Source organism: Kribbella polygonati (genome assembly GCF_050320105.1).
GTDB lineage: Bacteria > Actinomycetota > Actinomycetes > Propionibacteriales > Kribbellaceae > Kribbella.
In genome coordinates this window covers 5,388,631-5,410,783 of record NZ_CP190129.1, presented here as the reverse complement: position 1 = coordinate 5,410,783, position 22,153 = coordinate 5,388,631, and the positions used below count along the sequence as shown (strand labels likewise).

22 protein-coding genes are annotated in these 22,153 nt (G+C 66.7%); 9 read left to right on the top strand and 13 right to left on the bottom strand.

Annotated features, from left to right (window positions below):
- Positions 1-6 precede the first annotated feature (6 nt).
- From ACQHIV_RS25555 to ACQHIV_RS25540, 4 genes are read right to left on the bottom strand one after another with little or no spacing between them, the layout of a single operon-like run.
- The gene (locus ACQHIV_RS25555; RefSeq protein WP_427885811.1) at positions 7-2,451 is read right to left on the bottom strand and encodes a beta-galactosidase; all 2,445 of its coding nucleotides are present in this window, start codon (positions 2,449-2,451) and stop codon (positions 7-9) included.
- Positions 2,448-3,293, bottom strand: coding sequence for a carbohydrate ABC transporter permease (locus ACQHIV_RS25550; protein ID WP_427885809.1), 846 nt, complete (start codon positions 3,291-3,293; stop codon positions 2,448-2,450). The genes ACQHIV_RS25555 and ACQHIV_RS25550 overlap by 4 nt, the downstream gene beginning before the upstream one ends.
- Positions 3,293-4,180, bottom strand: a complete 888-nt coding sequence (locus ACQHIV_RS25545; RefSeq protein WP_427885807.1) for a carbohydrate ABC transporter permease — start codon at positions 4,178-4,180, stop codon at positions 3,293-3,295. The genes ACQHIV_RS25550 and ACQHIV_RS25545 overlap by 1 nt, the downstream gene beginning before the upstream one ends.
- A complete protein-coding gene (locus ACQHIV_RS25540; protein WP_427885805.1) occupies positions 4,180-5,478 on the bottom strand; it encodes an ABC transporter substrate-binding protein in 1,299 nt (432 codons plus the stop codon). The genes ACQHIV_RS25545 and ACQHIV_RS25540 overlap by 1 nt, the downstream gene beginning before the upstream one ends.
- Positions 5,479-5,902: 424 nt before the next feature.
- On the opposite strand from ACQHIV_RS25540, the gene ACQHIV_RS25535 reads away from it, so the two are divergent.
- Positions 5,903-6,904 carry an asparaginase gene (locus ACQHIV_RS25535; protein WP_427885804.1) on the top strand — a complete coding sequence of 334 codons (1,002 nt, stop codon included), beginning with the start codon at positions 5,903-5,905 and terminating at the stop codon, positions 6,902-6,904.
- A gap of 9 nt (positions 6,905-6,913) precedes the next feature.
- On the opposite strand, the gene ACQHIV_RS25530 is transcribed toward ACQHIV_RS25535, so the two are convergent.
- Positions 6,914-7,795, bottom strand: a complete 882-nt coding sequence (locus ACQHIV_RS25530) for a GNAT family N-acetyltransferase (protein ID WP_427885803.1) — start codon at positions 7,793-7,795, stop codon at positions 6,914-6,916.
- Between the two features lie 27 nt (positions 7,796-7,822).
- Complete coding sequence (locus ACQHIV_RS25525) at positions 7,823-8,665, bottom strand: GntR family transcriptional regulator (RefSeq protein ID WP_427885801.1); 843 nt, start codon at positions 8,663-8,665, stop codon at positions 7,823-7,825.
- A 549-nt stretch (positions 8,666-9,214) separates the two neighbouring features.
- Here ACQHIV_RS25525 and ACQHIV_RS25520 point away from each other — a divergent pair.
- The 5 genes from ACQHIV_RS25520 to ACQHIV_RS25500 all read left to right on the top strand — a co-directional run bounded on the left by ACQHIV_RS25520 (position 9,215) and on the right by ACQHIV_RS25500 (position 13,334).
- Positions 9,215-9,457 carry a hypothetical protein gene (locus tag ACQHIV_RS25520; protein WP_427885798.1) on the top strand — a complete coding sequence of 81 codons (243 nt, stop codon included), beginning with the start codon at positions 9,215-9,217 and terminating at the stop codon, positions 9,455-9,457.
- Between the two features lies 1 nt (position 9,458).
- Positions 9,459-9,773, top strand: a complete 315-nt coding sequence (tgmA, locus tag ACQHIV_RS25515) for a putative ATP-grasp-modified RiPP (RefSeq protein ID WP_427885797.1) — start codon at positions 9,459-9,461, stop codon at positions 9,771-9,773.
- A gap of 31 nt (positions 9,774-9,804) precedes the next feature.
- Complete coding sequence (tgmB, locus tag ACQHIV_RS25510) at positions 9,805-10,755, top strand: ATP-grasp ribosomal peptide maturase (RefSeq protein ID WP_427885796.1); 951 nt, start codon at positions 9,805-9,807, stop codon at positions 10,753-10,755.
- Positions 10,752-11,957 carry an ATP-grasp peptide maturase system methyltransferase gene (gene tgmC, locus ACQHIV_RS25505; protein ID WP_427885794.1) on the top strand — a complete coding sequence of 402 codons (1,206 nt, stop codon included), beginning with the start codon at positions 10,752-10,754 and terminating at the stop codon, positions 11,955-11,957. The genes tgmB and tgmC overlap by 4 nt, the downstream gene beginning before the upstream one ends.
- A 222-nt stretch (positions 11,958-12,179) precedes the next feature.
- Positions 12,180-13,334, top strand: coding sequence for an FAD-dependent monooxygenase (locus tag ACQHIV_RS25500; RefSeq protein ID WP_427885792.1), 1,155 nt, complete (start codon positions 12,180-12,182; stop codon positions 13,332-13,334).
- Here ACQHIV_RS25500 and ACQHIV_RS25495 read toward each other — a convergent pair.
- On the bottom strand, positions 13,302-13,937 hold the full coding sequence (locus ACQHIV_RS25495) for a TetR/AcrR family transcriptional regulator (RefSeq protein ID WP_427885790.1): 636 nt from the start codon (positions 13,935-13,937) through the stop codon (positions 13,302-13,304). The genes ACQHIV_RS25500 and ACQHIV_RS25495 overlap by 33 nt on opposite strands.
- A 273-nt stretch (positions 13,938-14,210) precedes the next feature.
- On the opposite strand from ACQHIV_RS25495, the gene typA reads away from it, so the two are divergent.
- Both typA and ACQHIV_RS25485 read left to right on the top strand, forming a co-directional pair.
- Complete coding sequence (gene typA / locus ACQHIV_RS25490; protein WP_427885788.1) at positions 14,211-16,073, top strand: translational GTPase TypA; 1,863 nt, start codon at positions 14,211-14,213, stop codon at positions 16,071-16,073.
- Positions 16,074-16,265: 192 nt separating this feature from the next.
- Positions 16,266-16,862 (top strand): L,D-transpeptidase, encoded by a 597-nt coding sequence (locus ACQHIV_RS25485; protein WP_427885786.1) that lies wholly within the window; start codon positions 16,266-16,268, stop codon positions 16,860-16,862.
- Positions 16,863-16,891: 29 nt separating this feature from the next.
- Here ACQHIV_RS25485 and ACQHIV_RS25480 read toward each other — a convergent pair whose 3' ends face one another.
- On the bottom strand, positions 16,892-17,395 hold the full coding sequence (locus ACQHIV_RS25480) for a macro domain-containing protein (RefSeq protein WP_427885784.1): 504 nt from the start codon (positions 17,393-17,395) through the stop codon (positions 16,892-16,894).
- Between the two features lie 78 nt (positions 17,396-17,473).
- Between ACQHIV_RS25480 and ACQHIV_RS25475 the strand changes: the two genes are divergently transcribed.
- Positions 17,474-18,265 carry a L,D-transpeptidase family protein gene (locus tag ACQHIV_RS25475; protein ID WP_427885782.1) on the top strand — a complete coding sequence of 264 codons (792 nt, stop codon included), beginning with the start codon at positions 17,474-17,476 and terminating at the stop codon, positions 18,263-18,265.
- A 185-nt stretch (positions 18,266-18,450) separates the two neighbouring features.
- Here the strand turns inward: ACQHIV_RS25475 and ACQHIV_RS25470 are convergent, their stop codons facing one another.
- From ACQHIV_RS25470 to ACQHIV_RS25450, 5 genes are all read right to left on the bottom strand, one after another.
- Positions 18,451-19,341, bottom strand: a complete 891-nt coding sequence (locus ACQHIV_RS25470) for a nucleotidyl transferase AbiEii/AbiGii toxin family protein (RefSeq protein WP_427885780.1) — start codon at positions 19,339-19,341, stop codon at positions 18,451-18,453.
- Positions 19,338-19,919: a type IV toxin-antitoxin system AbiEi family antitoxin domain-containing protein gene (locus tag ACQHIV_RS25465; protein ID WP_427885778.1), complete on the bottom strand. Its 582-nt coding sequence runs from the start codon at positions 19,917-19,919 to the stop codon at positions 19,338-19,340. The genes ACQHIV_RS25470 and ACQHIV_RS25465 overlap by 4 nt, the downstream gene beginning before the upstream one ends.
- A gap of 212 nt (positions 19,920-20,131) precedes the next feature.
- Entirely contained in the window at positions 20,132-20,476 is a 345-nt protein-coding gene (locus ACQHIV_RS25460; protein WP_427885777.1) for a DUF2516 family protein, read from the bottom strand.
- Positions 20,477-20,588: 112 nt separating this feature from the next.
- Positions 20,589-21,110 (bottom strand): hypothetical protein, encoded by a 522-nt coding sequence (locus tag ACQHIV_RS25455; protein ID WP_427885775.1) that lies wholly within the window; start codon positions 21,108-21,110, stop codon positions 20,589-20,591.
- A 24-nt stretch (positions 21,111-21,134) separates the two neighbouring features.
- Positions 21,135-21,521, bottom strand: a complete 387-nt coding sequence (locus ACQHIV_RS25450; RefSeq protein ID WP_344200184.1) for a helix-turn-helix domain-containing protein — start codon at positions 21,519-21,521, stop codon at positions 21,135-21,137.
- Positions 21,522-22,153 lie beyond the last annotated feature (632 nt).

The following is a 22,153-nucleotide window of genomic DNA, read 5'->3' as shown; positions in this document are numbered from 1 at the left end:
CCTCCTCTAGTGGCTCTCGATCACGACTCTCCGAAGCTCCGGTACGGCGGGCCCGGCGGTGCCCTGGACCAGCAGCGTCAGCCCGGTCCATCCCGGCGGGATCCACAGTACGTCGGGATCGCCGCCGGAGAACGCCGGCCGGTCACCGAGCCAGACACGGCCGAGGCATTCTCCGGACGCCCACCCGGTGATCCGGACCTGAGTGCCCGCGGGCCGGATCAGCGCCCCATTCTCCAACGTTGGAAGCGCCAGGTCGAGCCACGCCTCCTCGCCTGGGCGGAGCGTCAGCGGCAGGTCGACCTCGGCACCTTCCTCGCGCTGCCCGGCGAACTCGGTGAGCAGTTCGTCGTCCTGCGCCGTGCACGTCCAGTCACCGATCGGACTGAGCGTGAGCAGCTCCGCGTGAAGTCCGCCGCCGCTCGGATCGTGGGAGAGCGTCACCGAGATCTGCTTGGTACCCGCGGGCAGCAGCACCCACGGGTCCTCGCGGTGGACGGTCAGCGGTACGCCGTCGTCCACGGTCACGCCGACCGGGGCGCGGACGCCGTCCAGGTGCAGCGCGGCCGGTCCGTCAGTGTCGATCCGTCGCGTGTAGCTGATCGGCGTACCGATGCGGGTGCTGCTCCAGCCGGCCAGATTTCGCAGCGGCGCCGGGTCGCCCGCCCAGTGGCCGTCGACGGTCCAGAGTGCGGAGATGTCCCGTGTTTCGACGACGTTCCAGAGCGTGCCGAGGCCGCGCAGGGCTCCGAGCCGCATCGACGGCAGTCGTACGTCGTCGAAGTTCGCGTGGCCCCAGATCTCGACGGTCGCGCGGAGCTCGCCCGCGAGTCCGCGGACGTCGATCCGTTCGGTCGCCCCGAAGCCCGCGAACGTGTGCACCCGGCCGCCGATCGACAGATCGACGATGTCGGCGGCCCCGACCAGCAGCAGTTCGCCGGTCAGCTCGGTGGTCGCCGTGTACGTCCCGCGCCCACGGTGTACCCCGAGCGCCTCCAGCGACGGCGGCACCTCATACGTCCCCGCTGGGATCGCAGGCGGGGCCGAGGCACGTCGCCGCACAGTCGCCCCCTGTTGCCTGGGGACCGATGGCTCAGCGATCTCGGGCGGCGGTTCGACGGTCACCGTCGTGCCTTCGACGATCCGCGTGGCGCCGACCGGAACTTCTTCCTTGGTGTCGCCAACGATCACGGTCACCGGCACGGACGAGCAGAACAGCAGGCCGTCCCGAGCGTCCACAAGATCCGCCGACGCGAGTCGCAGCGTCGTCTCGCCCAGCGGCAGGTCGAGCAGCATCAACGGACACGAATCCGCGCCCACCGCGACTCTCGTCCCGGCGACCGTCGCGCACCCGTCCGCAGCACCGAGGTTGGGTACGGCGACCAGCCGCCCGCCCCCGTCCAGCTCCAGCACCGAATGCGACGAACTCGTCGGGAAGTCGGCGACCACCTCGAGAGGCTCCCCAACCGTCGCCGAACCCAACCGCGGCCCGAGAGCCTGCAGTACCCGTGCCAGCACCTGCGCCTCGCCGTACTCCGGCCGCTCCACGCCGGTCGACGACACGTAACCCCCGAAGTCGTACCCGTGGCTCATGAAGTTCCCCGGCCGCCCCCAGTTCCCCGTCGACGGCGTGTACCCGAAGTTCCACCCCGACGACTGCAGGTACGGCGCGATCAGCGAAGCACCACTGGCCAGCAACCGACGTAGCGTCCGGTGTCGCCGGTTCGTCTCGGTGACGAGAAGAGGGAGATCACGAGCGGCGAGCAGGCGCGCGTACCGCCGTACCTCCTCCTCCACGAACGGCGAATCGTCGTCCGGATAGAAGTTGCACGCCGGTATGACGCCCTCGACGTCGCCGGTCGCGCCGTACAGATCGCCCTGTCCGGAACATGCGATCAGCGGTACGTCGATGCCGTGAGCAACGGTCTTGTCCCGCAACGCGGAGATGTACCCCGGCCGATCCGCACAGTCGAAGAAGTCCAGCTCGTTCTCGAGCTGCACCATGATCACCGAGCCGCCCGCGCCGTACTGACGGGCCGCCAGGATCGGCAGCACCTGGTCGAACCAGGCCATCACCTGCGCGAGGTACCGCGGCTCGTTCTGGCGCACGCGCAGCGCCGGGTCGAGCCCGAGCCACGCGGGCAGCGCGCCGCCGTCCCACTCCGAGCAGATGTACGGACCGGGCCGGGCGATGGCGTACAGCCCGCTCTCGGCCGCGAGGTCGAGGAAGGCCGCGACGTCCCGGCGGCCGTCGAACGACCAGCGGCCGGGGGACAGCTCGTGGAAGTTCCACGGCAGGTACACGTCGACGCAGGTGTACCCGGATCGCCGTACCTGCTCGAGCCGTTCCTGCCATTGCTCCCGCGGCAGCCGGAAGTAGAACAACGATGCGCACAGCACGACCCGCGGCGTACCGTCGATGGTGATGCCGCGGGCATCCAATGAGACTGTCACTTGACCCCTGCGCTTCCGCCGCTGATGTCCATCTCGTACAGGTACCGCTGCCCCAGGTAGTACACCAGGATCATCGGCAGCGTGAGCAGGATGGACCCGACCATCACCAGGTTCCAGGGCGGCGACTGCAGCGCCTGCGACGTACTGGTGATGTACTGCACGCCCAGTGCGAGCGGCATCTTCGACTCGTCGTTCAGGTAGATCAGCGGGCCCATGAAGTCGCCCCAGGTCGCGGTCAGCGTGAAGATCCCGATCGCGATCAGGACCGGGGCGAGCATCGGCAGCATGATCCGCCGGTAGATGCCGAAGAAGCCCAGGCCGTCGACCATCGCGGCCTCGTCGATCTCGCTCGGCAGCCGGGACACGAACTGCCGGACCAGGAACACGTTGAACGCGTTCGAGAAGAAGTTCGGCACGATCAGCGGCAGGTACGTGTTCACCCAGCCGAGGTCCTTGAACAGGATGAACTGCGGGATCATCGTGATCTGGGACGGGATCATCATGGTCGCGATCACCACGATGAACAGCGCGTTCTTGCCCGGCGCCCGCAACCGCGCGAACGCGTAGCCGACCAGCCCGCTGGACAGCACCTGACCGAGGACGGCGCCGGCCGAGATGATCACGGAGTTCAGCAGGAAGCGCTGCATCGGCAGCTCGGTGCCGAACACCCGGGTGAAGTTCTCCCAGTGGAACTCGCGCGGCAGGATCGTGAAGGTGTTCGCGTTCACCGTCTGGTCGCTGGACAACGCGATCGACACCACGAACACCAGCGGTACACAGAGGACGGCGGACACCAGGACGAGCGTCCCGTAGCTGAACGGCGTCGCGCGGAAAGCCCGCATCACCTCACCTCGGTCTCGTAGAACACCCAGCGACGGGCGGTACGGAAGGCCAGCAGGGTGAACACCAGGATCACCGCGAACAACAACCACGAGATCGCCGAGGCGTACCCCAGGTGGTAGAAGTTGAACGCCTGGTCGAACAGCAGCGGCACCATCGTCTGGCTGGCGTTGTTCGGGCCGCCCTTGGTCAGGATGTACACCTGCGAGAACACCTGGAACGCGCCGATCAGCCCCATGATCAGGTTGAAGAAGATGATCGGCGTCAGCTGCGGGACGGTGATGCTCCAGAACTGCCGGATCGGCGACGCACCGTCCACCTCGGCCGCCTCGTAGAGCTCCCGCGGGATGCCTTTCATTGCCGCGAGCAACAGTACGGTCGCACCGCCGGCGCCCCACACCGACAGCAGGATCAGCGCGGGCTTCACCCACACCGCCTCCAGCAGCCACGACGGTCCCGGGATGCCGAACAGGCCGAGTACGTCGTTCAAGGGGCCGGACGGTGCGAGCACCATCTTGAAGATCATCGCGGTGGCGACCAGCGGGACCAGCGTCGGCAGGTAGATCAGCGTCCGGAACAGCTTGCGGGCGCGAACCTGCTTGTGCAGCAGGTTCGCCAGCCACAGCCCGATCACCAGTCCGAGCGGGACCGAGATCGCCGCGTAGTAGAACGTGTTCCACAACGCCTTCCAGAACACCGGGTCGTCGGTGAGCAGCCGGGTGTAGTTCTGCAGCCCGACCCACTTCGGCGGTGTGAACGAGTCCCAGTCGGTCATCGAGATGTACACCGACGAGATCATCGGCCCGAGCAGGAAGACCACGAAGCCGATGATCCACGGCGACGCGAACAGGTAGAACCAGAGCGCCTCGCGACGGCGCAGCCTCGACATCAGGCGGGCTTGACGATGGACTCGAGCTGCTTCTGGATCGCGGTCAGCGCGGTCCGGGCGTCCTGCTTGCCGAGCCAGAAGTCGGCCAGCCCGTCGTCGAACGCCTTCTGCATCTCGTTCCACTGCGGGATGAACGGCGCCCGGTAGACGAAGCCGCTGGACTCGCCGAACACGTTCATGTCGACCGGCTTGGTCATCCAGGACGGCTTCAGGAACGCATCGCTCTTCTGTACGTCGAGGTTGGCCGGCACGTCCTGCCCGGTCGCGATGATCTGCTGCTGCGCGTCCGGTGAGGTGAGGAAGTCGATCGCCTTGAAGGCAGCGGCCGGGTTCTTCGCCGTCCGGGAGATGGCCAGGCCACTGCCGAACGCGGTCACCGCCTGCTGCTTGCCCTTCCACAGCGGCGCGATGTCCCACTCGATCTTCGACTTGGTCAGGCCGCCGATGCCCCAGAAGCCGGTGGTGTTCACCGCGACCTTGCCGTTCGCGAACGCCTGGTCGCCGCCGACGTCGGCGCCCATGTTCGCGTAGTCCTTCTGGGTCGGGACCACGCCGTGCTTGAAGACCAGGTCGCCGGCCCACTGCAGCGCCTCGACCACCTCGTCGGAGGCGACCGCGGGCTTGCCGCTGTCATCGATGATCTTCCCGCCGTTCTGGTACACGAAGCTCCACCACTGCGCCCACCAGCCGGAACCGGCGTACCCCCACTGCTTGCCCGGGACGGTCAACTCCTTGAACGCCGACAGCGCGTCGTCCCAGGTCCAGTCGGCGCTCGGCGCCTTGATGCCCTTGGCCGCGAACAGGGCCTTGTTGTAGAAGACGATCATCGCGCCGGAGCGGTCCGGGATCGCGTAGACCTTGTCCTGGTACGAGTACAAGTTGCCGATCGAGCCGAACCGCTTCTCCAGGTCGAGACCGGCCTTGCCCGCCAGGTCGTCGAGCGGCTGGATCTGGTTCTTGCTCGAGTACACGTTGACGCTCTCGGCGACCTGCATGATGTCCGGACCCTTGCCGCCGGCAATCATCGTCTGCACCTTCTGCGCGTACCCGTCGTTCGGGATCAGCTGCAGGGTGATCTTCAGCTTCGGGTACTTCTGGGTGACCAGGTCGATCCGCTTCTGGTACGTCGTCTTGTCGTTCTCGCCGCCCCACACCGTCATCACCAGGTCGGCGGCCTCCGCGTCGCCCGAGGCGGTCGCGGTCTTGTTGTCCGCTCCGCAGGCCGTCAGCGTGACGACGCCGGCCGCCAGTCCCAGTCCGAGAAATCCACGCCGTCCCAGCCGTGTGTCCATCGTCATCGCGTGACCCTCCAGCATGTTGGCTCCTGAGGGTTTCTGTTCAACCCTGAGGATTTGGGTGGCGGTTAAACTAACCATTGGAATAATCGTTGACAAGACCTCACCCCCCGAAAACCCGAACCGTGACCGGAGGTCGGCGAAAGGTCGCCGCTTCGCGGCGGCCGTCCTCTGCCGCCTTCGGCGGGTGCGCGTCCGGTACTTGGCCCCCACCGTCCTGGCGCCGGGCGATCGCCCGGGAGCGTGGTTGTCACGGTCGGCTCGGCGGATGGTACGAGGCTTCCCCGGGGGGAGGGGGTGATGGGCCAGGCGCCTGGGCTGGCTGCAGGAGGTAATACACCCCGGTTCGAATGGGAGATGCTCCTGGGCGGCGAAAGGTGTGCTGGATCATTCGCAACAGGGTGTTTTGCGCCTGTACAGTTCAGCCGTGACCGAACCTGTGATCCTGGCCGACGTCGTCCGCAGCGGCTTCGTCGAAGGCCACCACCGCGGCTCCGTCGTGGTGACCAACCCGGACGGCTCCGTCGAGTGGTCCGCCGGCATCGTGGACGAGCCGATGTTCCCCCGCTCCTCCAACAAACCCATGCAGGCCCTGGGCATGCTCCGCAACGGCCTCCCGCTCGAAGGCAAACTCCTCGCCCTCGCCGGAGCGTCCCACTCCGGCGAGCAGTTCCACTTGGACGGCGTACGGGAGATCCTCGCGAGTGTCGGCCTGGACGAGTCGGCGTTGCGTACCCCGGCGTCGTACCCGTACGACGACCAGGCCCGGGATGAATGGGTTCGGTCTGGTCACGCCCAAGAGCGCATCACGATGAACTGCTCGGGCAAGCACGCCGCAATGATCGCGACCTGTGTCCATAACGGCTGGCCGATCCACGACCCGGCGCGCGAGCAGAGCCCGGACGCCGTCTGGGGACACGACGACTATCGGTCCTCGGATCACCCGCTCCAGCGGGCGATCCGCACCGCGATCGAGGACACCGCGGGCGAAAAGGTGGCGCACGTTGCCGTCGACGGCTGCGGAGCGCCACTGCTGGCGATCAGCCTCGCCGGCCTCGCCCGTTCCTTCGGCCTCTTCGCCGCGTCGCCCGCCGACACCCACGAGGGTCGCATCGCGAACGCCTTCCGCGAATACCCCGAATACGCCAGCGGGAGCAGGCGCGACGAAGCCGCCCTGATGCGTGCCGTGCCCGGCCTACTCTGCAAGATCGGCGCCGAGGGCGTGTACGCCGTTGGGCTGCCGGACGGACGCGGAATCGCGGTCAAACTGGAAGACGGCGCTTCGAGGGCGTCGTCAGTGGTGATCGCAGCTGCGGTCCGTCGACTCGGATTCGACCAGGAGGTCATCGAGAAGCAGGCGGCCTACCCGCTGTACGGCGGTGGCATCCGAGTCGGCGAAGTTCGCCCCAACCAGGTGGCGTTCGGCTAGCAGCCAACCTCAGGTCGAGGCGATCTGGGCCGCCCGGATCAGGTCGCCTCGCAGTACGACGCGGCAGTCAGGTTCGCTGCCCGCGTGCGTGATTCGATAGAGCAGCCCCGGGCGGAGGCTGTCGAGAACCGATCCTGTCATGGCTGTCTGGCCGACCCGCCACGTGTCTCCTGCATGGTGCAGGATCGATGGCGCGGCGTCGACCGGGCCAATGGCAAGTGGTTCGCCGGATGCCGCGTACTTCAGGTCGAGCGTCCGGTGGACATGAGTCGGGCGAGCTGACTGGAGGCGGTCCCAAGCATCTGCCCCAAGACGTACGGCGCTGTGCTCGGTGATCGCGTCGATCTGACGTAGCTCGCCCTCCGGCGCCTGGATCGTGATGAGGTTCGGCGAGCCTGCCGCCCAGACGGCCCGGTCCATTGCCCTCCACTCGAACAATGCGCCGCTGGATCGTCCGGGCACTACGACGACGCGAAGGAGGCTCGCTCCGAGTGAGCGGTAGTACTTCTGGAGCTGCCGATTGGTGCGCCAGACGTCCCATCGCAGGATCGACAGCCCGCGGCGACGTCCGTACATGAAGCCTGCGTGGAGCAGAAGTCGTCCGAGTCCCTGCCCGGCGCAGTCGATCCGGGTGGCGATCTTCGACGCATACAGCGCGGGAACGCTGCGTTCAGATCGGCTCCAGAAATCGTGGTCGGCGCGCGTGCTGAGGGTGATCGTGCCGACGGGACGGCGGGCGCCGTCGAGGAGCAGCCAGGTCTCACCGGCGGCGATCGTCGCCGCAGTATCGCGTGCAGGATCCTTCTTCGACCATTGCGCGATACCGCGCTGGGCCAGCCATGCGGCACGTTCGGTCAGCAACTCCGCCACGGGCTCTGCGTCGTCGGACATCGCTCTGACCAAGGTAAACATCATGACTCAGGCCTCGCCGTATCCGTCGCTGGGCCCGTCGTCGTCTCCGTCTGTCAGCTGAGAGCCTTCGGAGAGTTGCCGACGAATCGCGTCGATTCCTCGGTCGCTTCCTGTCTCCCAGATCAGCCGGTTTCGACCGCCCAGCCGTACTGTCTGCGTCACACGCGTGACTCGCGTGTCAGTCGCTGCGGTTCGCGTTTGCACGAGCAGTGGAGCGCCGAGTATGACGCCAAGATCCGTCGAGTCGTCTTCGTTGGCGGCCGCATCGGTCACTTCGTCGCGGTGCGCGGTCTCCTGGAATCCCCGTTCAGCCAGGCGCCGGATCGTGCCTTCTTCGATGTCGTGTGGTGAGTCGAGCCCGGTCTTTGCTGCCAGATCTGGCGCGTACCAGCTTCGTTCGCGTGACCATGGCTCCCCATCGAGTAGCTGCAGCGTCGTTCGTTCGACAACGATCGTGTCGGCAGGTAGGCCCAAACGCCGCGCGACATGTGCGGGCGGCACGCGCATGACCATTGTGAATCGCTTGGTAGGGACTCGGCGCGCCCGGCGGGCGTTCTCGGTGAATGCGTCGGTTCCGGATCCGGGCCGCCCCGCCCGCAGCGCATCGGTGGCGTGGAAGTCTGTGCGACCGCGAGATCTGACAATCACGCCGCGCTTGCCGTTGACGTAGCCGGAGTAGGCAAGGCCCATGCGCTGGAGTTCGTTCACGGCTTGGCGTCCGGTCGACGGCGAAATCCCGTACTCGTCGGCGAGGTCCCGCACCGTCGGCAGGAAGTCGCCCGGGCGATAGGTGCCGGCGTAGATCGCGCGGGTCAGGTCCTCCAGCACCTGTTGATAGGCGTGCGCCACGTCTCGATTCCTCCCACGTGCTTGAGGTCAAGGGACTTGACTCTCACCGAACTGACAATACCTCTTGCGTGAACCAAAGATCTTGGTTGCTTGGTTGACACAAGCTCGCTGGGAGTGCACAGTTGCACTGAGCGTTCCGAATCTGACGTTCAGTGAGTGGAGGATCCTGTGACGGTTGACGAGCACGTGTTGACGGACGGCTTCGGGTGGTCATGGTCATGCGCCCGTTGATGCTCGGCTTCCTGCGAGTTGAAGGCATGCCGGCTGCCGAGATCGAGCTGACCGGACGGATGGCGGGCTGGGCATACCGAGAGGGGTATGTGCTCGGAGTGACCTACCGGGAGCAGCCCGGGAACGGCGCGTTCGAGTCACTGATTCAGGCAATCAAGCGGCATGAGGCGGCCGGAGTGGTCGTACCGAGCTTCGAACATCTTGGGCCGACTCCGGAGGCTCGCGTGCGAGCTGTCCGGGATCAAACGGGGGCCAGCGTCTATGCGTTGGAGCCAACGGCTGACCGCAGCAGCCGAAAGCCGGCCAGGTGAGAAGGCAGTGGCCGACGATCAGCAGGATTGGCGTGTCCAGCTCTGGCTCGGTGATCACCTGATCGAGGAACACGTTGCGCCGGCAGCGCTTGCGGCGCAGTACGCCAACGTGATCCAGCTGCGCATCCGGGGACTGCGTGGGCGCCGGCTGCGGTGCGAGCCGATACCTGAGCAGTCGCCCCAGCTGTCATCGGACCTGAGTTCGGCTCTCGCTGATGGACACAAGCACATCATGAGGAAAGGAAGCTGAAATGTATCGATACGCAGATCGCATTCCGCTTGGACCTGCCGTTGACCGACGAGTCGTGTCATGTCCGCGACCGTGGGGTCTGTCCCGTCTGGAGCCTTTCCTGTCGATAGACCAGGTCGACGAGATGGCTGTCGGCCTGGACCCGAAGACGCAGCTCGGCTGCTATGCGACACCTGACGGGACGATCGTGATGGCGCCGGGAAAGCATTCGAGGTCACGGCGCGGTACGGAGCGGGGCACCAAGACCGGCAACCGCAAGGACGGTTCGCGGCCCGGTGGTGACACCGACCACGAGCAAGACACCAAGCTGGACTGAGCGGCCGATGACAGACACGGATCGGCCGGTCGTGGTCGTCACCGAGATTGATGACGCGCATGCCGATCTCGTCATCGCGGAGCTTGGCAGGCGCGGCGTACCGGTCGCTCGGTTCGATCCCAGCGACTTCCCCGATCGGTTGTCGATGTCGGCGTACATCGGCGACCAGGATGATGCCCGCGGACTCCTCGGATGGTTGACGACCCCGAGCCGAGTAGTTGCCCTCAACACAGTCCGGTCCTTGTACTATCGGCGTCCGACTACCTTCTCCTTTGCACAGCTGGAGCCCCAGGCGGCGCGGTTCGCTGCGGCGCAGGCGCGGTTCGGCTTGGGCGGCGTCCTGGCCTCACTCCCTGGTTGCCGGTACGTCAACCATCCCAACGCGATCGGCGATGCGGAGTACAAGCCGGTGCAACTCGCCGCCGCCGTCGAGGTGGGATTCGACGTCCCGCCGACGCTGATCACCAGTGATCCGGCCGATGCGCGGGAGTTCGTTGCCCGGCAGCCAACGATCTACAAGCCCTTGTATGTCGGTGAGTACGAGACCGATGACGGCCAGGCGGCTTCGATCTGGGTCCGTGAGGTCATCGCTGACGAGCTGGACGACTCTGTCGGTTCGACGATGCACCTCTTCCAAGGCTGCGTCGACAAGCGGGCCGACCTGCGAGCCACGGTCATCGGCGACGAGGCATTCTGCGTGCGGATCGAGACCGCTGATCCGATGCAGATCGACTGGCGGTACGACTATGGCCAGCTCAGCTACACCGTCGTCAGGCCTGCTCCTGATCTGATCGCGGCGATGCGGGCCTATCTGAAACGCTTCGGGCTGGCCTTCGGGTGTTTCGACTTCGCTCTGACGAAGGAAGGCGAACCGGTGTTCCTCGAGTGCAACCCCAACGGGCAGTGGGCCTGGCTGGAAGACGAGACCGGCGAACCTATGGTTGCCGCGATGGCAGACCTCTTGCAGGGAGATGTCCGATGAGTGCCGGTGATTCGTTCGTGCAATCGATCGAGCAGAGGCGCCGGCTCGTCGAGACCCTCGTTCACGCCGGCGATCTACGGACGCAGCCTTGGCGACTCGCAGTGGAGGCAGTCCCACGAGAGGCCTTCCTTCCTTCGTTCTTCCGGCCCGTCGACGGGCCGGAAGGGACCCTCTGGGAGCCGGTGGTAGCGGCAGAGCAGGAATCACTGGCGCTGATCTACCAGGACGAAACCTGGGTTACTCAGCTCGACCGGGCGATCACCCCTGAACGGACGCAGTTACCCGTCGCGGGTGTTCCCACTTCGTCCTCGACGATGCCGGGCTTGGTTGTGCGAATGCTCGAAGAACTCCAGGTTGACGACACCGCCAAGGTGCTGGAGATCGGTACCGGGACGGGCTACTCGACAGCCCTGTTGAGCGAGCGGCTCGGCGGTGACCTCGTTACGTCAGTCGAATACGACTCTGTCGTGGCTGCTCGTGCTGCGAATGCCCTGCGGGCCGCCGGATACGCGCCAGACTTGGTGGTTGGCGATGGCCTCGACGGTTGTGCGGCGTCGGCGCCGTACGACCGAGTGATTGCGACCTGCTCGGTGCGGCGAATCCCTGTCGCCTGGCTCGAGCAGACACGCCCAGGTGGATCAATTCTCACAACCATGACCGGTTGGCTCGATGCTTCAGCGGGTCTTGTACGTCTCGAAGTGACCGGGAAGGGCCGTGCGGAAGGCAGGTTCCTCGGTACGACGGATTCGTTCATGCCCGCACGTCCGCACGACCGGCCGCCGCTGTCCGATGATCTCTTCGATTGGCTGAGCGAGTCGGCACCTGAAGAGCGCGCGACGCCGATCGGGCCCGAGGTTCTCGATCAGGTGGTGAACTGGACCTGCGCCTACCTCGCGCAGTTGGCTGTTCCCGATGCCCAGGTCATTGGTATCAGCGAGGGCGACGGTCCAATGGTCAACTACCTCATTGACGAGGGAAGGCGGGCGTTTTCGGCCCTGATTCCCCAGGCCGACGGCTGCTGGCGGGTGCGAACGGCAGGTCCCGTTGACCTCTGGGGGCAGGTGGAGGCGATGCATGCACGTTGGCAAGCCGCAGGTGAGCCGTCACTCGACTTGTTCCGGCTTGACGTCACACCCACTGCTCAGACAGTTCGCTTGATGGACTCCAACCAACCGTTCGGCTCGTTGCCGCTAGGAACCTGACCACTCCATCCACTTACTCTCGGTGAGCACCGAAGGTGACTACCGCCAAACCAATTGTAAACTTCTTTTTGTTCTTTTATTATTTGTTGTTTCTCTTTGTTCCTCTCCTCTCCTTCTTCTCCTCCGGGAGGTCCGGTCGAGTGCGTTGTGCGCCCGAGGGAGGCCTTAGAGATACGCCCGTTGTCGTATGCGTGCGGCGGCGGGCGTTTCTATCGTGGTCGTGTGGATGAGGCGATCGTGGTCGGTGGTGGGATCGGGGGGATGGCGGTGGCTGCCGCGCTGGGGTTGGCGGGGTGGCGGGTGCGGGTGGTGGAGAGTGCACCGGAGTTCCGGGAGGTCGGTGCGGGGCTTGCCGTGACTGCGAACGGGCTCCGGGCGGCTCAGGTAATCGGGGCGGGGGAAGCGATCGAGCGGAACGGGTACCGCCTTCGGCCGGTCGGGACCCGGCGGTGGGATGGCGAATGGCTGCTCAGGGCACCGGACGACGGCGGCACGTTCATGCTGGGGATTCACCGGCAGCGCTTGCACGACGCAGTCACCGGGGTGCAGGACGCGGAGCTGGTGACCGGAGCCCGGGTCACCGCGGTCCAGGCGGGTACGCCGGGCGGTGAGCGAGCACGGGTCTTCTGGGAGTCGGCCGACGGCGTCCACGAAGCGCAGGCCGATCTGGTGGTCGGGGCGGATGGCCTGCGGAGCGTGACCCGGAGCATCCTGTTCGGGAACGCCTTGAAATACAGCGGTTTCAGCTGTTGGCGAGCCGCCGCGCCGGACCGCACGCTGGACGATCGGTACGCGATGGTGTGGGGTCCGCGGGCGGAGTTCGGGGCGTTGCGGATCAGCCCGGACGAGGTCTACTGGTACGGGTACGTCGCGATGCCGAGCGGGCAGGTGATCGCCGACGAGGTGGGGGCCGTGCGGGAGTACTTCGCCGACTGGGCTCCCGACGTACGGCGGATGATCGAGGCGACCGGCGAGGTGATCCGGCACGACGTGTGGGTGCTGGAGCGCCCGCTGCCCAGGTACACCGACGGACGGGTCGTCCTGATCGGCGACGCCGCGCATCCGATGCTGCCGACGCTGGGGCAGGGCGCGAACTCGGCGCTCGAGGACGCGGTGTCGCTCGGGCTGCTCGTCCGGCCCGGACAGTTGCGGGCCGGCCTGGCGAAGTACGAGGAGGCCAGGTATCGGCGTACGCAGAAGCTGGTGAACAGATCGCAGTGGATGGGGCGGACCGGATCGCACCTCGGCCGCGGTCAATGGCTGCGGAACGCGATGCTCCGTCTCACCCCGCCGCGAGCGGCGTTGCGGAACGCGGCCCGGATCCTCGACTGGACTCCGCCCGGCTCATTTGGCGCGGAGGCGATCGACCGCCGGTGACGCGAAGGGGAGCGGTGCCGCCGGCGCGGGCAGCGAGTAGCCGGCGTACAGGCGGCGGCGGACGGCCTCCAGTGGGAAGGTCTCGCGGTAGATCGCGAGTTTCACGGTCACGCCCTCCAACGTTGCTCTGAGCAACATCTCCTCGACGGCCGGGTCGGCGGCGCCGCGGGCGGCGAACACGTCCCGGATCGCGTCCTCGACCAGCGACAGGCGTTCGGACTTGGCGTCCTCGACGCGGGCGAACACGTCGTGTGTGCCGGGCTGCATCATCAGGCTGATCGCGAGCCGCTGGATCGGCAGTGTGCCGGCCGCGGCCGTCAGCGCGCCGTCGATGATGCCGGCCAGACGTTCATCAGGAGTTCCCTGGATGGACAGGATGCCCGCGATGCCGTCCAGCCAGCGGTCCAGGAGCTCCGCGGCGAGCTGCTCCTTGGTGGCGAAGTAGTACGACACTAGGCCGCGGGAGACGCCCGCTGCGGCGGTGATCTCGGAGATCGAGGCGGCCTCGTAGCCCTTCGCGGCGAAGACCTCGAGGGCCGCGGCCAGGATCCGTTCGCGGGACCGCTCCCGCGCCTCCTGGTTCACGCTCGCCGAACGCGGCACCGGTCTCCTCGCACTGGTCAGGGCCCTGAAGCGCCGGGCAACCCCCACACCCCTGTGTGCCCGGCGCCTCGGGGCTGACCCCCCGTGGTTACGGCCCCTCCCCAGGCGCCGTCTATAGACTGGACGTCCAGTCAACAAAAGTCAAAGGCTGTCCCGTTTTCTGGACGCGAGCGGTGAACAGGTAAGATGTCGTTGCTGCGCCCTGTGTCGAGTGGCACGTGAAACCAGCCGTAGCCACCGCCAGAACCCTCTGACTGCTTGGAGCGCTTCCTCATGCCTGTCCGTAACGACCTGCGCAACGTCGCGATCGTGGCCCACGTCGACCACGGGAAGACCACCCTCGTGGACGCGATGCTGTGGCAGTCCGGCGCGTTCGGTGCCCATCAGCACGTCGACGAGCGGGCGATGGACTCCGGTGACCTGGAACGTGAGAAGGGCATCACGATCCTCGCCAAGAACACCGCCGTCCGGCACAAGATGGCCAACGGCGAGCAGATGACGATCAACATCATCGACACCCCCGGCCACGCCGACTTCGGCGGCGAGGTGGAGCGCGGGCTGTCGATGGTGGACGCGATCGTGCTGCTGGTGGACGCCTCCGAGGGCCCGCTGCCGCAGACCCGGTTCGTGCTCCGCAAGGCGCTGGCCCGGAAGATGCCGGTGATCCTCGTGGTGAACAAGGTGGACCGCCCGGACGCCCGGATCTCCGAGGTCGTCGACGAGACGTACGAGCTGTTCCTGGACCTGCTCGACCACGACGCCGACCAGAGCGCGCTGGACTTCCCCGTGGTGTACGCGTCGGCCCGCGCCGGCCGCGCCTCGCTGAACCAGCCGGCCGACGGCGGCCTGCCGGACTCGGAGGACCTCGAGCCGCTGTTCGAGACGATCCTGGCCAACGTGCCGGCGCCGGAGTACACCGAAGGCGCGCCGCTGCAGGCGCACGTGACCAACCTGGACGCCTCGCCGTTCCTCGGCCGGCTCGCGCTGGTCCGGGTGCACGAAGGCACGCTGAAGAAGGGCTCCCAGGTCGCCTGGTACCGGCACGACGGCACGATCCAGAAGGTCAAGATCACCGAACTGCTGGTCACCGAGGCGCTCGAGCGGGTCCCCGGCGACTCGGCCGGTCCGGGTGACATCGTCGCGATCGCGGGCATCCCGGAGATCATGATCGGCGACACCCTGACCGACCCGGACAACCCCAAGCCGCTGCCGCTGATCACCGTGGACGAGCCGGCCATCTCGATGACGATCGGTACCAACACCTCGCCGCTGGCCGGCCGGGTCAAGGGCACCAAGGTGACCGCCCGCCTGGTCAAGGACCGGCTCGACCGTGAGCTGGTCGGCAACGTGTCGCTGAAGGTGCTGTCGACCGAGCGTCCGGACGCCTGGGAGGTGCAGGGCCGCGGTGAGCTGGCGCTGGCCATCCTGGTCGAGCAGATGCGCCGCGAAGGCTACGAGCTGACCGTCGGCAAGCCGCAGGTGGTCACCCGCGAGATCGACGGCAAGCGGCACGAGCCGGTCGAGCGGCTCACCATCGACTGCCCGGAGGAGTACCTCGGTACGGTCACGCAGCTGCTCGCGGTCCGCAAGGGCCGGATGGAGCAGATGACCAACCACGGCACCGGCTGGGTGCGGATGGAGTTCCTGGTACCGGCCCGTGGCCTGATCGGGTTCCGGACCGAGTTCCTCACCGACACCCGCGGCACCGGCATCGCGCACCACGTCTTCGAGGGGTACGAGCCGTGGTTCGGCGAGCTGCGTACCCGCCCGTCCGGTTCGCTGGTCTCCGACCGCGCCGGTGCGGCGACGTCGTACGCGATGATCAACCTGCAGGAGCGCGGCACCATGTTCGTGGAGCCCGCCACCGAGGTGTACGAGGGCATGATCGTCGGCGAGAACTCGCGCGCCGACGACATGGACGTCAACATCACCAAGGAAAAGAAGATGACCAACGTCCGCTCGAACGCGGACGAGTTCGAGAAGCTCGTGCCGGCCCGGAAGCTGTCGCTGGAGCAGTCGCTGGAGTTCTGCCGCGAGGACGAGTGCGTCGAGGTCACGCCGGACGCGATCCGGATGCGGAAGGTCGCGCTGACCCAGATCGAGCGCGCCAAGCTGGGTCGCAAGACCAAGAGCTGAGCCGCCCAGGACACGAACCGGAAACGGTCGGTCACGGGATGCGGTGGAGATACATCCGGATGTGATACACCATTCCTCGGCCGGCGGTGGGGGCCGGCCGGGGGAAAGAAAGTTTTGATTCGTTACCAACCAGACGTGAAGTAGCGACGTCTGTCTTGTGGAAGCACTCTTTGGGGGAAGGACAAGGGAATCATGGGCATTCTGCGTAAGCTCGGCGCGACCTTGACGGCTGCCGCGTTCGTCGGCGCCGGAGCACTCTCGGCGACCACCGCGGCCGAGGCCGCACCGCGTCTCGCGGGGTCGGCGCAGAGCTCGACGACCGCGCCGAAGCCGGTGGGCCTGCCGCCGTCGGCCGCCCCGGCGGCCGCGAAAAGCACCGCCGTGAGCCAGGCCGCGGTGATGCGCAAGTACCGGCTGGACAGCCGGTGCATGACCCGGGGCCGGGTGCTGTGCATCAACAAGAAGACCCGCAAGCTGGTCTACCTGGTGAACGGCAAGCCGGTGCAGATCATGGACGTCCGGTTCGGCGCGATGAAGACCCCGACCCGGAACGGCGTCTTCAAGGTCTACCGCAAGTCGAAGAACCACGTCTCGACGCTGTACCACTCGAAGATGCCGTACGCGATGTTCTTCAGCGGCGGCCAGGCGGTGCACTACTCGTCGGACTTCCGCGCCCGCGGCTACAACGGCGCCTCGCACGGCTGCGTGAACGTGCGCGACAAGAGCAAGATCGCCTGGGTGTTCGCCCGGGTGCACGTCGGCGACAAGGTCGTCGTCTACAGCAAGTGAGCTGACAGATCGCCACAGCGGCCGGGGAGCTACTCCTCGGCCGCTGTCGCGTTCTGGAACGCCTTGTACAGCCGGGGTTCCACCAGGCAGAACGTTGCCGTCGACACCTTTGTCGACGTCCGCCGGAGCGTGCGTACGGCGATCTCCGCGGCCGAGCGGGCCGGCCAGCCGTAGATCCCGGCCGAGACCGCCGGCAACGTCATCGTCGCGACGCCGAGCTCGTCCGCGACCAGCAGCGCGTTGCGGTAGCAGGACTCGAGCAGCGCCGGATCCCGTTGGCCCGCGACGTAGTTCGGCCCGACGACGTGGATGACGTACGACGCCGGGAGCGCGCCCGCGGTGGTCCACACCGCCGTACCGGTCGGCGTGCCGTCCGGGTACCGCTCGACGAGCTCCGCGAGGATCTCCGGGCCGCCCGCGCGATGGATCGCCCCGTCCACGCCGCCCCCGCCGCGGAGCGCGTGATGGGCCGCGTTCACGATCGCGTCCGCGGGCACCGTGGTGATGTCCGCGGTGCTCAGCACGATCTCCATGAGCGATTCCTCCGGTACCCTGAGGGACCAACAATTTCGGTGGTCGGGACGTCCTACGAGTGTAGGAAAGGGGGCCTGATGCGCGGGCTGATCGTTCGGAAGCTGCTCACCTCGTTGGTCGTCGGCGGGGCGATCGCGGCACTCATGGGGGCCGGAATGACCGCGACCGCGAACACCGCGGACGTGCGCGCGACGCCGTTCGAGATCAGCGGCGAGCTGCCGATCTACCCGAAGGCCGTGTACAAGAACGGCTCCAGCGGGAAGGACGTGCGCAAGGTCGAGGCCCGGCTGGTGCAGCTGAAGCTGCTCGAGAAGCGCTACCAGGACGACGACTTCGGGACCATGACCCGGTCCGCGGTGAAGAAGTTCCAGAAGTCCAAGGGCATTCCGCAGCTCGGGTACCTCGACCAGAACACGCTGGACCAGCTGGTCAAGGCGACCCACGAGCCGACCCAGGCCGAGCTGTACCCGCCGGCGCCGGTGGTGGACGGCAAGAAGCTCGACCCGCGCTGCGCGACCGGGGTGGCGCTGTGCATCGACAAGACCACCCGCAAACTGCGGTACGTCGTCGACGGCGTCGTGAAGATGCAGATGGACGTCCGGTTCGGCGCGGTGAAGACCGCGACCCGGGAAGGCAGCTTCACGGTCGGCTGGAAGAGCCGGAACCACGTGTCCACGCTGTACGACTCGAAGATGCCGTACGCGATGTTCTTCAGCGGCGGGCAGGCGGTGCACTACTCGTCCGACTTCGCGGCCCGCGGCTACAACGGCGCCTCCCACGGCTGCGTCAACGTACGTGACCTGGCCAAGATCAAGATCCTCTTCGACGAGGTCAACGTCGGCGACAAGGTGATCGTGTACCGCTCGTAACCACGAGAACAGCTGACAGGTGCTGTGCCGCAGGTCAGAAGAGCTGACAGGCGCTGTGGCGGGTGATGGGCAGGACTGCCAGGCGCTGCTGGTCAGCGGGAGACCACCTGCCGGCCTGCCGAGCTGATAACGGCACTGCTCGCTGGTTGGTGGTCGTCAGCGCAGTTCGCGATGACGAGCTCGCGCTACCGCCAGACTGCCAGGTGTGGATCCCATACGAGGCCGTCGACGTTCGCACGTAGAGGCTGCTCGGCGAATCGGAGCACGTCGTCGAGGACGTCCACGAACTGCTCGGGCAGCTGGTGTGAGGTGTTGCGACGGCGCCAGGCTGCCCACCTGGTCTGGGCGATCCTCGCGTATCCGTCCAGGACATCTGCCAACGGGGCCAGGGTCGCGCCGCGGCCGTGGGCGACTTCTTGGATGGCCCGTTGCAGGTCGGAGCCGCTGATCGGATGACGTCTGGCCAGAGTGTAGATGTCGCCGAAGTCGCGCCAGCGGGTGTTCGCGGTGCCTCGCTGGACGGCGGTGACGATTTTCTCGGCGTGGACCATGTGGAGGGGGTAGCCGGCGATCCGGATCGGGTCGCCACCGCGAAGGCGGGGCACCTGGACCGTTGTCGGAGCGGGCCAGATCGGGTCGCCCACGTTGACATCGACATGGAAGGGCAGGCGGGCGCTGGCCAGCTGGGCATCAACGTGCACGCGCACACCGGAATATTGGTCCTCGTCGCGGATCACGTCTGCGGAGGCGGTGTCGGGGAAGAACTCGATGCCGTCGTCGTGAGCGACGCCGAGCACGGACCGCACGACCTTCAGCACAGCGTCGATGGAGTTGGCCAGGTTGCGTCCTGCGAGGTCAACGTCTTTGGTCGCGCGGCGGGTGTCGAACGCGGCGAGCAGGACACCGCCTTTGAGGACGAAGTTGTCGCGGACCGGGCTGGCGGCCAGGCGCGCGAGGAAGCCTTCGAGAACGTAGAGCTGGAGTAGTTCTTGGGTGGTGCGGCGGGTTCGCTGGGCCTGATTCTTGAGATCGAGATAGGCGTCGCCGGCCGGTGTGCCTCGCGAGATACGGTTCAAAGGAGGATCTCCATGGCGTGGCGCAGTGGTGTCAGGGTGCGAGGGAACATCTTCGCCAGCCGCAGGAGTTCCGATGGCTGTCCTCCCCCGCGCAGCCAGCGTTTGAGTGCTTCGTTGGCCAGGTCCGGGCCGTCGAGGTGGCGTAGCCGGAAGGCATCGATGATGCTGCGTTCGGCGGAGTAGATCCCGATGTTCCGGCCGGCCCCGATGTCGAGGGAGTCTCGGCCGATGGCGAAGGTGGCGGGATCGAAGCTTCGCCATCTGACCGGCGCGGTCGTTTCTGGTGTCCAGGCTCCGCGCGGGATCGCGATGTCGATCTCTGCCGGGATGTCGTCGATCAGGTCGTGGCGGGCTAGGGCGGAGCGCAGGCACAGTGTCGCCTGCGGTGATCTGGACGCGATCTCGATCAGGTCGTCGTCACCTAGCCAGTCGTTCTTGCGGTAGAGCCCGCGAGCCAGCGCAGTGATCTGGCCGTGGGTGATGAGGCTGCGGAGCTGGCGTTCACTGATCCGTTCAATGGCTTCGGAATAGCGGAAGGTTTCGGGCAACTCGTCGAGCAGTTCTTCGTTAGTAGGCACCGCACACCTCCTCCGTAGGAAATCCTCTACGTCAACATGCCTAGTGTAGAGGATTACCTACGGATCGGCGGGCTGTTGTGCCTTCCGGCAGGCGCAGCGCTTGTCAGCTCCCACTCTGGAGCGTGCAGCACTTGTTAGCTGTTCCCCGGGATGGGACAGGACCTGTTAGCTGTCGCCCGGGACGGCGCAGTACCTGTTAGTTCTTGTCGTACTCAGAGGGGGCGCGGCCCCCGGCGGCGGCGGAGGGCGCCCCAGCCGCCTCGGCCGCGGCCGGTGGCGGCGCGGAGGGCGGGGCGGGCGTCGACGAGGTAGACGGCGGAGGCGACGATGCCGATCAGGCCGAAGAAGCTCAGCCAGCCCTGGAACACCTGGCTGAGCGCGAACACGGCCAGGATCAGCACCCAGCCGGGCTTCGTGAGCTTGTCGGCAGCGATGAACACCGCCCGTGGCCGGAAGGCCGCGTCGGCGAGGGCGACCAGCTTGATCGCCATCAGGACCCACCAGATCACCGACAGCGGATCTGCGAATCCGGGGATCAGGCTTTGCCAGATGCTCATGCTACGAGCCTAACCGACAGCCGGGCGGCCCACCGCTGCTCGAGCGCAGCTGGGGACCGCCCGGTCACAGGATTCACCCCGAAGTGGGGGAGTCGTCACACTCGGTCGCGAATCAGTCGCCGACCTTGTCGGCCGCGGACTCGGCGGCCTTGGCGGCGGCCTTCGCGGTCTTGCGGGCGCTGGTCGCGGTCGCCTTCAGGTTGCGGGACGCGGTCTGCGCGGTCTTCTTGGCGGTGGTGCGGGTGGCCTTGGCCTTGCTCACCGTGGTCTTGGCGGCGGCCTCGAGGTCCTCGGTGGCCTGCTGGTGGCGGATCCGCTCGACCAGGTCCTTGCCGCGGCCGGCCAGGTCCTCGTACGTCTCCTCGGCCTGGCCGAGAACGACGGTGAGACCGGTCTGCGCGGTCTTCGGCAGCTCGCGGAGCTTCGCCGGGGCGGTCCGGGCGTCGGCGACGATCGCCTCGAAGCGCTTGGCCAGCTCGGTCTGCGCCTTGGTCAGCTCGGCCTGCAGGGTCTTCTGGTCGAGCTTCGCGAACCGGGCGGTCACGTCGACGCCGACGGCGCGGACCTTCTCGACCGCCAGGTCGCCGGCGCCGGCGATCGCGTAGAACGGGGTAACGGGCGTACGGGTAGCCATCAGGCTGCTCCTCGGGGTGTCTTGTCAGTCAGCAGTGGGGGTGTTCTCGCGGACGAACGACGCGTACACGTCCAGCAGCACTCGCTTCTGCCGTTCGTTCAACGCCGGGTCGAGCAGGACGGCGTCGACCACACCGGAGGGCTGCTTGCCCTCCTGGCTCTCGTCCGGATCGAGAATGCCGGCCCGTACGTACAGGGTCTCCGCGGAGATCCGCAACGCCTTCGCGAGCTGCTGCAGCACATCGGCCGACGGTTTCCGCAGGCCGCGCTCGATCTGGCTGAGGTACGGGTTCGACACTCCGGCCAGGTCGGACAACTGCCGCAGCGACAACTGCGCGTGCCGCCGCTGCTCGGCGAGGTACTCCCCGAGGGAGCCCACCGCCCCAGCCGCCCGATCACTCAACTTGGCCATGTACCCAGTGTGCTAGCAAGGTGCTTGCAATTGCAAGCAAGCCGGTGGTGAGTCCGCTCACGAGAAAAACTGCCCGCTACTGCGATGCATCGGGTAAAGAGCTGACACGTGCTGCACTCCGCCGGGAAGAACTAACAGGTGCTGTGCTGCTTGAAGCTGAAGAGCTCGCAGGCGCCGGTCAGCATCGAGTGTGCAGAGCTGTCAGGTGCCGACGCACTGAGGTCGGAGGAGCCGACAAGTGTTGATCCGCCTGAAGAGCAGCAGTAGCGCCCTGGGCAGAGGGGCCGTGGCGGGCGTGGATGGAAAGTAACCGCCCAGGTGATCTCTCACGCGGAGCGGCAAGAAATGCCAGGTGTTGTGCCGCCGGACAGCAACGAACGACTGCTGGAGCGGAGCCTGCCAGAGCAGGCGGTGCAGTACCTGCAGCCGCCATCACCTCATGGGGCCGCAGCATTCGTCAGCACGTCCCGACTGAGGTGGCGCAGCACCTGCGAGCTTTCTCATCTGATGTGGTGCAGCACTTGTCAGCTCTTCCCGACTGAGGTGGCGCAGCACCTGCGAGCTTTCTCATCTGATGTGGTGCAGCACTTGTCAGCTCTTCCCGACTGAGGTGGCGCAGCACCTGCGAGCTT